The organism is Aureimonas pseudogalii (assembly GCF_014196835.1).
Lineage (GTDB): Bacteria > Pseudomonadota > Alphaproteobacteria > Rhizobiales > Rhizobiaceae > Aureimonas > Aureimonas pseudogalii.
The window spans coordinates 50189-63166 of record NZ_JACIEK010000006.1 but is presented as its reverse complement, the minus strand read 5'-3'; the positions used below and the strand labels follow the sequence as shown (position 1 = coordinate 63166).

Here is a 12978-nt window from a genome sequence, read left to right as displayed (position 1 = left end):
CAAACGTATCTGTTCCGTTTGTGTTCTGCAAGGATTCGCCTCACCCCAACGGGATGAAACGACATTCGTCTCCCTGACGCGCCGCCGGGGCGCCGGCGGGCCGGTAGAGCAGGGCGGTCGCCTCGGCGAAGATCGACAACAGCGACGAGTCCTGGCGACCGAGCGGCGTGATCATGGCGCCGTCGCTCTCGGACTGATCGAGCGTGGCGCGCATGAACTCGGCGCGATGGTCGTTGGCCGGCAGATCCACCCCTAGACGGCCGCGCACCCACCGATCGCGGTCGGGCCGGCCCGCCAGTCGCTCCACCAGCGGCACGACGAACAGCTCGCTCGAAACGAGGCTCGAGGCCGGATTGCCCGGCAGCCCGAGAATGCGCAAGAACCCAAGCCGACCCGCCATCATCGGCTTGCCCGGCCGCATCGCGATCTTCCAGAAGTCGAGCGTCGCACCCTTCGCCTTCAGAACTGGGCCGATGAGATCGTGGTCGCCCACCGACGCCCCGCCGATGGTGACAAGAACGTCGGCCTCGCCGGCTGCTCGATCGAGGCAGGCGCCGATGGCCGCTTCGTCGTCGCGCACGATCCCGTAGTCGAGGATTTCCGCACCGGCCGCGCGCGCCAGCGCCGCGATGCCGTAGCCGTTGGAGGCGACGATCTGCGACGGACCGACGGGTTGGCCGGGAAGGACGAGTTCGTCGCCGGTGGCCGCGATGGCGACACGGGGCCGGCGGAGCACCTCGACGGTCGGATAGCCGCCGCTGGCGGCAAGGGCGATGGAAGCCGGGCGAAAACGCGAGCCCGCCGGAACCAGCATTGCCCCCGTTCGGAAGTCATTGCCGGCCCGGCGGATGTGCCCGCCCGGGTCGACCGGTTGGAGAATCCGCACCGCTTCCGGCGAAGGACGCTCGGTGTTTTCCTGAATGACCACGGCGTCCGCCCCCTGCGGAACCGGAGCGCCGGTGAAGATGCGCACCGCCTCGCCGGCAGCGACGGTTCGGCCATACGCCCCCCCAGCCGCGGACTCGCCGACGACGACGAGATCGCAAGGCGTAGCGCCGAGATCGGCGGCACGCACGGCATAGCCGTCCATCGCGGAGGCATCGAAATCTGGCTGGGTGCGCCGTGCCACGAGATCGACCGCGGCGATCCGATCGGCGAGATCGGCGAGGCCGATCTCTTCGCGCTTGGCGACGGGACGGGCGCCCTCCAGCAGTCGAGCCTGCGCCTCCTCGACGGGAACGAGGCTCACGACGCGCTCCAGTCTCCGGACCGTCCGCCCGACTTTTCGAGAAGCCGGATGCCGGAGATCGTCATGCCGCGATCCACCGCCTTGGCCATGTCGTAGATGGTGAGGCAGGCGACGCTGACGGCCGTCAGCGCTTCCATCTCGATGCCGGTCTTGCCGGACACCCGTGCCGTCGCCGTGACGCGCAGGCCAGGCAGCGCCGGCTCGAACTCGATCTCGACGCCGACCTTTTCGAGCATCAGCGGATGGCAGAGCGGAATGAGCTCATGGGTCTTCTTGGCGCCCATGATGCCGGCGATCCGCGCGATCGCGACGACGTCGCCCTTCTTCATCGCGCTGACGCGGATAAGGTCGAGCGTCTCGGCCGCCATCATCACCAGCCCTTCGGCTCGGGCAATGCGCACGGTCTCGGCCTTGTCGCCGACATCCACCATCGAGGCGGCGCCGGCGGCATCGACATGCGACAGCGCGCCGGTCATGCCGCGCCCCGCAGCAGCGCACGGGTAGCGGCCTCGACGTCGTCCTGGCGCATCAGGCTTTCGCCGACGAGGAAGGTGCGGATGCCGCATTTTGCGAGCCGCTGGCAGTCTTCGTGCGTCGAGATCCCGCTTTCGCCGACGAGGATCCGGTCGGCGGGAACGAGACGCGCTAGCCGCTCGCTGACCGCGAGGTCGGTCTCGAAGGTGCGCAGGTTCCGGTTGTTGATGCCGAGGAGCGGCGAGCGTAGCGTCAGCGCGCGATCGAATTCCGCCTCGTCGTGCACTTCGAGGAGAACGTCCATGCCGAGGTCGAATGCCGCGGTTTCGAGGTCGCGCGCGCAGGCATCGTCCACCGCCGCGAGAATGATGAGGATCGCGTCGGCGCCCCAGGCGCGGGCTTCCGCCACTTGGTAGGTGTCGAACAAGAAATCCTTGCGCAGCGCGGGCAGCGCGGTTCCCGCTCGTGCCTTGGTGAGGAAGGACGGATCGCCCGCGAAGGACGGTCCGTCGGTCAGGATGCTGAGGGACGCCGCGCCGGCCCGCTCGTAGGCCTGCGCCAGCGACACCGGCTCGAAGTCGGCGCGGATCAGGCCTTTCGACGGACTGGCCTTCTTCACCTCGGCGATCAGGGCGAACTCGCCGACCTCGTGTCGGCGGCGGATCGCGGCGGCGAAGCCGCGCGGCGAATCGTTGCCGGATGCGATCGATTCGAGATCGGCAAGCGAGCGGGCGGCTTTCGCGGCCGCGATCTCCTCGCGCTTGTAAGCTTCGATTCGCGTCAGGATATCGCTCATCGGGCGTCTCCGTTTGGGCGATGGGTTGCGGTAACGAGCGTTTCGAGCGCTCGAGCCGCACGCCCTTCCGCCAACGAGGCGCGGGCAAGCTGCAGACCGTCTTCGAGCGAAGCGGCCCGGTCGGCGACGATCAGCGCGCCGGCGGCATTGAGGAGCACGATGTCGCGATAGGCGCTGTCCTCGTTCCGCAGCACCGCCTTGAGGGCCTCCGCGTTGCGGAATGCGTCTCCCCCGCGGATCTCGGCGAGCGGACGGCGCGCGAGACCAAGGTCTTCAGGCTCGAGGGTGAAGGTCTCGATGGCATCGCCGTCGAGCGCCGCGACATCGGTGGGCCCGCAGACCGTCATCTCGTCAAGCCCGTCGCCGTGGACGACCCAAGCCTTCTCGGCGCCGAGCGAGCGAAGCGCCTCGGCCACCGGTCGGGTCCACTCCGGCGCGTAGACGCCGACGAGCAGGCGACGCACGCCAGCCGGATTGGCGAGCGGCCCCAGCATGTTGAAGATCGTGCGGGTGCCCAGCTCGACACGGCTTGGGCCCACGAAGCGCATCGCAGCATGGTGTGAGGGCGCGAACATGAAGCCGATCCCGGCCTCGGCGATCACGGCCGAGATTTCGCTCGGCGAGAGGTCCACATTGACTCCCAGCGCCTGGAGAACGTCGGCCGCGCCGGACTGCGAGGAAAGAGCGCGATTGCCGTGCTTGGCCACCGTCACCCCGCAGCCAGCCACGACGAGCGCCGCGCAGGTCGAGACGTTGTAGGTGCCGGAATGGTCGCCGCCGGTGCCTACGATGTCGATCGCCCCTGCGGGTGCGACGACGCGCGTCATGTTGGCGCGCATCACGTCCACGGCGCCGGCGATCTCGTCCACCGTCTCGCCGCGCACCCGCAGCGCCATGAGGAAACCGCCGATTTGCGAGGGGGTCGCCTCGCCGGACATCAGCACGGCAAAAGCGGCGCGCGCCTCCTCGCGAGTCAGTACGCCGCGATCCGCCACCTTCGCGAGGATCGGCTTGAGGCCTGCGCTCATCGCACGCCGACCTTGGCTTGGTCGATGGCGCCGGGGTTGTAGTTGACGCTCGTGACCTTCTGCAGCCGTGCGATATAGGACTGGTAGAGATCGTCGCGCACGGTCTCGTCGAGGCTGGCGCGCACGTTCGCGGCGACGTTCGACGCGGGATCGACGGGGGCGGCGACCTCGGTGACCTGCAGCACGAGCGCCTCGCCGGACGCCAGCGCCGGCGAATGGGCGACGGTGCCCTGCGGCCCGGAAAAGGCGGCTCGCGTTCCGGCCTGTCCCAGCACGGCCGGGCCGCTCTCGCGGGTCACCGAGTTGGCGGTTTGCAGGGTCAAGCCCTCCACCTCGGCCATGGCGGCGAAGGACTCGCCGCCTCGGACGCGGTCGCCTAAGGCGCGGGCGCGCTCCTCGACCAGTCGCCCTGCCTCGTCCCGCTTCCAGTCGGCGGTGACGCGGTCGGTCACCTCGTCCATCTTGCGGTCGCGCGCTTCGGTGATCTCGCCGAGGTCGAAGAAGACGTAGCTGTTGCCGTCGAAATTGACGGGCGTCGGGTCGGCGCCCGGCTCGGCGGTGAACACGGCCGGAAGAAGGGTGGCTTCGCTCGGCAGATCGGCCACGCGTGTGCCGTCGGCCTGCGTGCCTGTGCGATCGACCGGGGGCACGGTGATGGTGGCAACGCCGGCCTGCTGCAGCGCCTCGGAGAGCGGCGCGCCACTGTTCAACGCATCCGTGATCGCGGTGTAGGCCTCGGTCACCTTGGCGTTGGCGGCTTCGAGCGCTAGCGTCTGGCGCACCTCGTCGCGAACCGCGTCGAGCGGACGGACGACCTCCGACTCGATCGCGCGAACCAGCAGGATCACGGGACCGAACGGCCCGTCGATTACCGGCGTCGGCGTGCCCACGGACGCTGAGAAGGCCGCGTCGGCGAGCGTCGCGTTCGGGATGGCTGAGCGCGGCACGCGGCCGAGATCGGCGACTGTCAGCGAGGCTGCACTCGCGGCATCGGCCAGGCTGGTGCCGCCGGCGATCGCAGACGCCGCGCGGTCGGCCGCCGCACGGTCGGGGAAGACGACCTGCTCGACCTGCCGGCGTTCGGGCGTCGTATAGCGCGCCTTGTTGGCCTCGTAGAAGGCGGCGACCTGCTCGTCGCTCACCGTGGCAGGATCGGCGAGGGCGGCGGGCGAAAGGAGCGCGTAGGAGAAGCCGCGGTATTCCGGGGCGCGGTAGTCGCCGTGATGCTCGGTGAAGAAATCGTCGAGTTCGTCGACGCTGGGATCGGCGATATCGTCGACGGGGCGCGGCTGCAGCGTCACGTAGTTCATGGTACGACGCTCGCCGCTATAGGCGCCGAGGGCCTCGGTGAAGACGGCGGGAACGCTGGCGCCATCGGCGAGCGAGGCGACCAGCTGGTCGTGGATCGCGGCGCGCCGGATGCGCTCGAGATACATGACCTCCGTCATGCCGGCATTGCGCAGCGTCGCCTGCAGCGTCGCCCGCGAGAATCGGCCGGAGCCGTCGTGGAACGCGGGATCGCGCTGGATCAGCCCGATGAGGCCGTCGTCGGAGACGCGAATCCCGTCCTTGCGGGCCTGCTCGTCGAGGAGCGCGAAGGCCGAGAGCTGCGACAGGACCTGCTGATCGACGCCGTAGGTCGCGGCCTCTTCGGCGCTCGGCCGGCGCTGCAGGCGCTGGCCCAGGCGGTTGAGGCCTTCCGAATAGGCCTCCTGATACTGGCGCACCGAGACGGTGGTGTCGCCGGCGGTCAGCACCTGGCTTCCCGAGCCGGGCGAGCGCAGGACGTCGGCGATGCCCCAGCCGACGAAGCTGACCGCCAAACCCGCGAGAAACACCTTGGCGACCCAACCGGAGGCGCCGCGTCGCAATTGGTTCAGCATGTGGCCTCGGTCTCCTGGACACCCAACGTCATCATGATGCGGGGAATAGGGATTTTGCCTTGCGAAGGGAAGCCGGCGGCGCGTCGTCTCCTTCAGGTTTGATTCCGCGCGCCGCGGCCGTTACCTCCTGAGAGGCCGTCGCGACGTTCGATCGCGACAGGCGAGCACCTTGGGAGAGACACGTGGATCGTCGAATGCTGATCGCCGGGAACTGGAAGATGAACGGCTCGCGCGCCGCGCTCGACGAACTGCGCGCGGTTGCCGCCGCGGTCGAGGCAGGCGAGGCGGGCGATCTCGAACTTCTGCTTTGCCCGCCCGCGACGCTCCTCTCGGCGGCGCGAGAGATCCTGCCGGCTTCGGTCGGCGTGGGCGGACAAGACTGCCATGCCAACGAGAAGGGCGCCCACACCGGCGACGTCGCGGCGGAGATGCTCGCGGATGTGGGCGCGACCTACGTCATCGCCGGCCATTCCGAGCGACGGGCCGACCACCGCGAGAGCGACGAGGAGGTGCGCGCGAAGGCCGACGCGGCGCGGCGCGCGGGCCTCGTGCCGGTGATCTGCATCGGCGAGACGAAGGCGCAGCGCGACGAGGGTTCGACGCTCGCCGTCCTGGGCGAACAGTTGACCGGATCGCTTTCCGACGATGCCGACGCGACCAACACGGTGATCGCCTACGAGCCGGTCTGGGCCATCGGCACCGGCGACACGGCGACGCCGGAGGACGTCGCCGAGGTCCACGCCTTCCTGCGCAAGCAGGTGGAACTGCGCTTCGGTTCGCGCATCGCGGACGGCATGCGCATTCTCTACGGCGGGTCGGTCAAGCCGTCGAATGCGGCCGAGCTGATGGGGGTCGCGGATGTCGACGGGGCGCTGGTCGGCGGCGCCAGCCTCAAGGCCGCGGACTTCCTGGCGATTTGCAAAGCCGCGCGCGGCGTTTAAGAGGGTGGCCACGACGGGTTGGAATAACCCGGGTCCTCCTATAGAAGGCGCGCAACTCCTGAACGATTGCGCGCGTGCGAACCTATGCAAACTGTCCTGATCGTCATCCATCTCATCATCGTGCTCGCGCTCGTCGTGGTGGTTCTGCTGCAACGCTCCGAGGGCGGGGCGCTCGGCATGGGCGGTGGCGGCGGCGGCGGCCTGATGACGGCGCGGGGCGCGGCCAACGTGCTGACGCGCACCACGGCGATCCTCGCGACGCTGTTCTTCATCACCTCGATGGCGCTGGGCATTCTCGCCCGCTACGGCGGCAGCCCGCTCGACATTCTCGACCGGGTGCCGACCGAGCAGGGTGGGACCGGCACGAGCAGCGTGGCGCCGGCGAGCGGCTCGCTTCTCGACCAACTGGGCGGTCTGCCCGACGCCAACGCTCCGGTGGACGTACCCTCGGGCGCCACGCCCACGACGCCAAATGCCGCGACGACGACCACCGTGCCCTCCGCTCTGACAACGGTTCAGCCTTCGGCGGAAGGCGTGCCGACCGGTGGTGCCGTGACGACGCCCGTGCAGGAAATTCCTGCGAACCCGGCACCGGAAGCGCCGAACGCGCCGCAGCAGCCGACCGTTCCAGCCGTCGAGGCGCCGCCGGCAGGCTCCACCGCACCGACCGAAGCGCCTGCTTTGTCGTCGGCGCCTGATGCGCCTGAAGTCTCGCCGGGAACCACGACGACGGCCCCTGCGCAGCCCGCGCAGTAGGCGACAGTTCGAGACCTTTGAATTCTGGACGGGGCGCTCCGGCGCCCCGTTTCGTTTGGCAGCCGAGATTTCGGCTGGTTGAATCGTGGCGAAAAGCGTATCGAGAAAGCCCATGGCGCGATATATCTTCATCACCGGCGGCGTGGTCTCATCCTTGGGCAAGGGCATTGCATCCGCAGCCCTCGGCGCCCTGCTTCAGGCCCGTGGCTACCGTGTGCGGCTTCGCAAGCTCGACCCCTACCTGAACGTCGATCCCGGAACGATGAGCCCGACGCAGCACGGCGAGGTCTTCGTGACCGACGACGGCGCCGAGACGGATCTCGATCTCGGGCACTACGAGCGATTCACGGGGCGGTCTGCCAACAAGCAGGACAACGTCACCACCGGGCGGATCTACCAGGAGATCATCGCCAAAGAGCGGCGCGGCGACTATCTCGGCGCCACGGTGCAGGTGATTCCCCACGTCACCGACGCGATCAAGGAATTCGTCGTCCACGGCAACGAGGAGTACGACTTCGTGCTCTGCGAGATCGGCGGCACGGTGGGCGACATCGAGGCGATGCCGTTCATGGAGGCGATTCGCCAGCTCGGTAACGACCTGCCGCGCAACGGCGCGGTCTACGTCCATCTGACGCTGATGCCCTACATTCCGACCGCCGGCGAGCTGAAGACCAAGCCGACGCAGCATTCGGTGAAGGAGCTTCGGTCCATCGGAATCCAGCCCGATATCCTGCTCGTGCGCGCCGACCGGCAGATCCCGAAGGAGGAGCGTCGCAAGATGAGCCTCTTCTGCAACGTGCGAGAATCCGCCGTGATTCAAGCGCTGGACGTCGCGACGATCTACGACGTGCCGATCGCCTACCATCAGGAGGGGCTCGACACGGAGGTGCTCGCGGCCTTCGGCATCGACCCCGCGCCGAAGCCCAAGCTCGATCGCTGGCACCAGGTGGTGGACGGCATCACCAATCCCGAGGGCGAAGTCACGATCGCGGTCGTCGGCAAGTACACGGGGCTGAAGGACGCCTACAAGTCGCTGATCGAGGCGCTGCAGCATGGCGGCATCGCCAACAAGGTGCGCGTCAAGCTCGACTGGATCGAGTCGGAGGTCTTCGAGAAGGAAGATCCGACCCCCTATCTGGAGCGGGTCAACGGCATCCTGGTGCCCGGCGGCTTCGGCGAGCGCGGCTCGGAGGGTAAGATCCTCGCAGCGAAGTTCGCCAGGGAGCACAACGTGCCATATTTCGGCATCTGCTTCGGCATGCAGATGGCGGTGATCGAGGCGGCGCGCTCGCTGGCGGGCGTCTCGGAGGCTGGTTCCACCGAGTTCGGTCCGACCCCCGAGCCGGTGGTCGGCATCATGACCGAATGGATGAAGGGCAACGAGCTGGAGCAGCGCGCCAGCGAGGGCGACCTCGGCGGCACGATGCGGCTCGGCTCCTACGAGGCGCGTCTGAAGGCGGGCTCACGCATCGCCGCGATCTACGGCGACACCGTCATCAACGAGCGCCATCGCCACCGCTACGAGGTCAACCGCACCTATCGCGAGCGGCTGGAGGCGGCCGGCATGACGTTCGCAGGTATGTCCCCGGATGGTCTGCTGCCCGAGACGGTGGAACTGCCGGATCATCCGTGGTTCATCGGCGTGCAATATCATCCCGAGCTGAAGTCCCGGCCCTTCGAGCCGCACCCGCTCTTCGCCTCCTTCATCGAGGCGGCGATGGAGCGGTCCCGGCTCGTCTGATGACGTTTGAATCGGGCTTGGAAGGGCGGGAGGTCGACCACGTCGTGCTGGCCGTCGATTCGCTTGACGAGGCACGCCGCTGGTTCGAGAACTTCGGCTTTCTCGTCGCGCCCGATGCCTTGCACCCGTTCGGCACGGCGAACGCCTGCATCTTTCTGGCGGACGGCTGCTACGTCGAGCTTCTGGCGGTCGGTGACGCCGAGGCCTACGAACGGGCGCTGCGCGAAGGCGCGACGTTCGTGCGCCACGATGCGAGCGTGCGAGCCGACCGTGCGATGCCCTGTCTCTCGGGCATAGCCTTGCGGTCCGAGGATGCGGCGGCGGATCGGGACAGGCTCGTTGCCAAAGGCCTTTCGGAAGGCGACTTGTTCGACTTCGGCCGAGACTTCCAGCAGCCGGACGGCACACGCGGCCGCGTGTCCTTCAGCCTTGCCTTCGCGCAGTCCGGCCCCGCCGAGCCGCTGCTCTTCTTCTGCCAACCGACCGGAGACCGTCCCGACCGCTCGGTGCTGACGCGCCATCCCAACGGCGCATGCGGGCTCGCCGGAATCGTGCTCGATCCCGAGCGCCTTTCGCCGGGCAAGCTGGATGCCGTCCGTGGCGGCACATACGATCACTCGCCATTCCGCTTCGACCCCAGCGATCAGACGCCCCAGGGCGACGCGCGGTCGGGTCTCGTCTTCTCCGTCGCGCAGAGCGAGGCCGCGGCTCACTCATACGGCGACAGTGCCACACGGCATTCCATTCTCGGATCGGGCGCCGGCCCGTTCCTCATCTTCGAGGACATCCCATGACCCCGAACACCACCGTCCGCGCCAAGCGCGCGAGCTTCGCCGCCGACCGTCCGTTCGCGCTCATTGCCGGCCCCTGCCAGATGGAGAGCCGCGACCACGCGATGATGATCGCCGAGCGCATGGTGCGCATCACCGGCGATCTCGGCATCGACTACGTGTTCAAGGCGAGCTTCGACAAGGCCAACCGCACCAGCCTGAAGGGTCGGCGCGGCATTGGTCTCGAAAGCGCGCTTCCCGTGTTCGCGGAGGTGGCATCGACCTTCGACGTGCCCGTGCTGACCGACGTCCACACGGAAGAACAGTGCCGGGTCGTGGGCGAGGTCTGTGACATCCTGCAGATCCCCGCCTTCCTCTGCCGTCAGACGGATCTCCTCATCGCGGCGGCTGGTACGGGCCGCGTCGTCAACATCAAGAAGGGTCAGTTCCTCGCGCCTTGGGACATGGCGAACGTGCTGGCGAAGGTCACCGAAAGCGGCAATCCGAACGTTCTGCTGACCGAGCGCGGCGCCTCCTTTGGTTACAACACGCTGGTCTCGGACTTCCGCGCGCTTCCCATCCTGGCCGAGACGGGCGCGCCGGTCGTGTTCGACGCGACGCATTCGGTGCAGCAGCCGGGCGGGCAGGGCGGCTCCTCCGGCGGCGAGCGGCGCTTCGTCGATACGCTGTCGCGCGCCGCCGTCGCCGTCGGCGTCTCCGGCCTCTTCATCGAGACACACGAGGATCCCGACAACGCGCCGTCGGACGGACCCAACATGGTGCCGCTCGACGCGATGCCGGAACTGCTGCGCCGCCTGCAGGCGTTCGACGCGGTGGCGAAAGGCTTCTGAACGCAGGCGCCGGGCGGTTTCCGTTCGGCGCCCGATGCTCTAGAAGGCGGCAACGCAGCCCCATATCCAACGGGAGACGAGCATGACGGCGATCATCGACATCATCGGCCGGGAGATCCTGGACAGTCGCGGCAATCCGACGGTCGAGGTCGACGTCTTCCTCGAGGACGGCTCAATGGGCCGCGCGGCCGTTCCCTCCGGTGCTTCCACCGGCGCGCACGAGGCGGTGGAGCTTCGCGACGGCGACGAGCGCTATGCCGGCAAGGGCGTCCAGCAGGCGGTGCAGGCCGTCAACAACGAGATCCTGGAAGCCGTCGTCGGCTTCGAGGCCGAGAACCAGATCCGCATCGATTCGGTGATGCGATCGCTCGACGGCACGCCGAACAAGAGCCGGCTCGGTGCCAACGCCATTCTCGGCGTGTCGCTGGCGGTGGCAAAGGCCGCGGCCGATTCGGCCGGTCTGCCGCTCTACCGCTATGTCGGCGGCGCCTCGGCGCATGTCCTGCCCGTGCCGATGATGAACATCATCAACGGCGGCGCGCATGCCGACAACCCGATCGACTTCCAGGAATTCATGATCATGCCGGTCGGCGCGGAGAACTTCCGCGAAGCCCTGCGCATGGGCGCCGAAATCTTCCATACGCTGAAGAAAGCGTTGAAGGACGCCGGCCACAACACCAACGTGGGCGACGAAGGCGGCTTCGCGCCCAATCTCGCTTCCGCTAAGGCCGGGCTCGACTTCGTGCTCGGATCGATCGAAAAGGCCGGCTACAAGCCGGGCGAGGACGTCTACCTCGCGCTCGACTGCGCCTCGACCGAGTTCTTCAAGAACGGCGTCTACGACCTCGAAGGCGAGGGACGGAAGCTGTCGGGCGAGGACATGGCGTCCTACCTTGCCGAGCTCGCCGGCGCCTATCCGATCATTTCGATCGAGGATGGCATGGGCGAGGACGATTGGGCGGGCTGGAAGAGCCTGACCGACAAGATCGGCTCGAAGGTCCAGCTCGTCGGCGACGATCTGTTCGTGACCAACTCGACGCGCCTGCGCGAGGGCATCGAGAAGAAGGTGGCGAATTCCATCCTCGTGAAGGTCAACCAGATCGGCACGCTGTCGGAGACGCTGGATGCGGTGAGCGTGGCGCATCGCGCCGGCTACACGGCCGTCATGTCGCACCGCTCGGGCGAAACGGAGGATTCGACGATCGCCGATCTCGCCGTCGCGACCAATTGCGGGCAGATCAAGACCGGTTCGCTGGCACGCTCGGACCGGCTCGCCAAATACAACCAGCTTCTGCGCATCGAGGAAGAACTCGGCGACCAGGCGGTCTATGCCGGTCGTTCGATCCTGCGCACGCGCTGATCACAAACCACCGACGATCGGGAAAGAGGGCGTCCCGCGGCGCCCCTTTTTATTTGATCTTCGATGGGTTTTCCTCGACCATCTCGGTCGCGACCTGAGCGTAGGTCAGCAGCGCGAAGAGCGCGGCACCGCCGATGACGTTCCCGAGCAGCACCGGCATGTAGAAGTTCGCCAGCGCCGCCCCGAAGCCGAGCTCGCCGTTCCAGACGAGCGCCATCGCCTCGACCGATCCGGCCACGACATGGGCCAGATGAAACATCGAGATCAGCGTCGTGACGAGGACGACGGTCACGAAGCTCGAATGCTGCGCGGACGGGAGCAGCCATACCACGGTCGCCATCAGCCAACCCGCGACGATCGCCCGCAGAAACAGCGTCGCCCATCCCTCGAAGACGGCCTCGCGCGAGATGGCCAGTGCCGCCTCGCGGATCTCGGGCATGGCGATGACGTCCCATGCGATGCCGGCCGCGAAGATCGCCGTTCCCACGAAGTTCGCCGCAAGGACGATCGCCCAGAGGCGAAGCAGCGACACGACAAGCGCGTATCGTGGCGCCGCGAGCACGGGAAGGGTCGCGGTGAGGGTGATCTCGGTGAACAATTGCTGCCGACCGAGGATGACGATCAGGAAGCCGACCGAGTAGCCCCAGCTGGTGACGAGCGGCGTCCAGGAAGCGTCCGGTAGATTCACGCGAAGAACGGCCTGCGTCAGCACGGAGAACCCGATGGACAGACCGGCGGCGAGACCAGACCACCACAAGCTGGCGGCCGGACGGCTGAGCTCGTCTTCGCCCTCCTGGCGAACGAGCTCGTAGACCGCCAGCGGCCGCAGCCTGTGGCGCTCGTCCACCTCGTCGAGTTCGCGGCTCGTCAGGCCTGTCGGCTCCTCGTCGTGCCGCCGCTGCGTTTCCTCGTTCGTGTGCTCGCTTCGTTCGGCCATTCGGCGGCGTCCTCGTTTGCTACCTGATGGAGCATTTCCAGTGACAGCCGGGTCGGCTTTCGCGTTCGGACAATGCGGCAAGCAAAGGCCGAAGATCGGCCCGGTAAACCCATGTTCGCCCGATCGGTTTCAACCAGCTCAAATCGCTGGTCGGCTTGGCTGCGTTGCTCCCGCCGATAGCGTGCCGGCTGG

12 protein-coding genes are annotated in these 12978 nt (G+C 67.8%); 6 read left to right on the top strand and 6 right to left on the bottom strand.

The genetic code is table 11. The features are described from left to right. Positions 1 to 40 precede the first annotated feature (40 nt). From GGR04_RS12450 to GGR04_RS12430, 5 genes are read right to left on the bottom strand one after another with little or no spacing between them, the layout of a single operon-like run. Positions 41 to 1249, bottom strand: coding sequence for a molybdopterin molybdotransferase MoeA (locus GGR04_RS12450; RefSeq protein ID WP_183200219.1), 1209 nt, complete (start codon positions 1247 to 1249; stop codon positions 41 to 43). Beyond that, entirely contained in the window at positions 1246 to 1725 is a 480-nt protein-coding gene (gene moaC / locus GGR04_RS12445) for a cyclic pyranopterin monophosphate synthase MoaC (protein ID WP_183200218.1), read from the bottom strand. The genes GGR04_RS12450 and moaC overlap by 4 nt, the downstream gene beginning before the upstream one ends. Continuing rightward, the gene (trpC, locus tag GGR04_RS12440) at positions 1722 to 2519 is read right to left on the bottom strand and encodes an indole-3-glycerol phosphate synthase TrpC (protein ID WP_183200217.1); all 798 of its coding nucleotides are present in this window, start codon (positions 2517 to 2519) and stop codon (positions 1722 to 1724) included. Before trpC ends, moaC begins: the two co-directional genes overlap by 4 nt. After that, positions 2516 to 3547 carry an anthranilate phosphoribosyltransferase gene (gene trpD / locus GGR04_RS12435; RefSeq protein ID WP_183200216.1) on the bottom strand — a complete coding sequence of 344 codons (1032 nt, stop codon included), beginning with the start codon at positions 3545 to 3547 and terminating at the stop codon, positions 2516 to 2518. Before trpD ends, trpC begins: the two co-directional genes overlap by 4 nt. Further along, the gene (locus tag GGR04_RS12430) at positions 3544 to 5430 is read right to left on the bottom strand and encodes a peptidylprolyl isomerase (protein WP_183200215.1); all 1887 of its coding nucleotides are present in this window, start codon (positions 5428 to 5430) and stop codon (positions 3544 to 3546) included. Before GGR04_RS12430 ends, trpD begins: the two co-directional genes overlap by 4 nt. A 194-nt stretch (positions 5431 to 5624) precedes the next feature. Here GGR04_RS12430 and tpiA point away from each other — a divergent pair, with 194 nt between their 5' ends. The 6 genes from tpiA (at position 5625) to eno (ending at position 11849) form a co-directional block, all read left to right on the top strand. Continuing rightward, positions 5625 to 6371, top strand: coding sequence for a triose-phosphate isomerase (gene tpiA, locus GGR04_RS12425; RefSeq protein WP_183200370.1), 747 nt, complete (start codon positions 5625 to 5627; stop codon positions 6369 to 6371). An 84-nt stretch (positions 6372 to 6455) separates the two neighbouring features. Beyond that, positions 6456 to 7127, top strand: coding sequence for a preprotein translocase subunit SecG (gene secG / locus GGR04_RS12420; protein ID WP_183200214.1), 672 nt, complete (start codon positions 6456 to 6458; stop codon positions 7125 to 7127). Positions 7128 to 7239: 112 nt separating this feature from the next. Next, entirely contained in the window at positions 7240 to 8868 is a 1629-nt protein-coding gene (gene pyrG / locus GGR04_RS12415; protein ID WP_183200213.1) for a CTP synthase, read from the top strand. Continuing rightward, complete coding sequence (locus tag GGR04_RS12410) at positions 8868 to 9662, top strand: VOC family protein (RefSeq protein ID WP_183200212.1); 795 nt, start codon at positions 8868 to 8870, stop codon at positions 9660 to 9662. The genes pyrG and GGR04_RS12410 overlap by 1 nt, the downstream gene beginning before the upstream one ends. Then, on the top strand, positions 9659 to 10489 hold the full coding sequence (gene kdsA, locus GGR04_RS12405; RefSeq protein ID WP_183200211.1) for a 3-deoxy-8-phosphooctulonate synthase: 831 nt from the start codon (positions 9659 to 9661) through the stop codon (positions 10487 to 10489). The genes GGR04_RS12410 and kdsA overlap by 4 nt, the downstream gene beginning before the upstream one ends. A gap of 82 nt (positions 10490 to 10571) precedes the next feature. Continuing rightward, positions 10572 to 11849 carry a phosphopyruvate hydratase gene (gene eno, locus GGR04_RS12400; protein WP_183200210.1) on the top strand — a complete coding sequence of 426 codons (1278 nt, stop codon included), beginning with the start codon at positions 10572 to 10574 and terminating at the stop codon, positions 11847 to 11849. Positions 11850 to 11898: 49 nt separating this feature from the next. Here eno and GGR04_RS12395 read toward each other — a convergent pair whose 3' ends face one another. Beyond that, a complete protein-coding gene (locus GGR04_RS12395; RefSeq protein WP_183200209.1) occupies positions 11899 to 12786 on the bottom strand; it encodes a formate/nitrite transporter family protein in 888 nt (295 codons plus the stop codon). Positions 12787 to 12978: the final 192 nt, after the last annotated feature.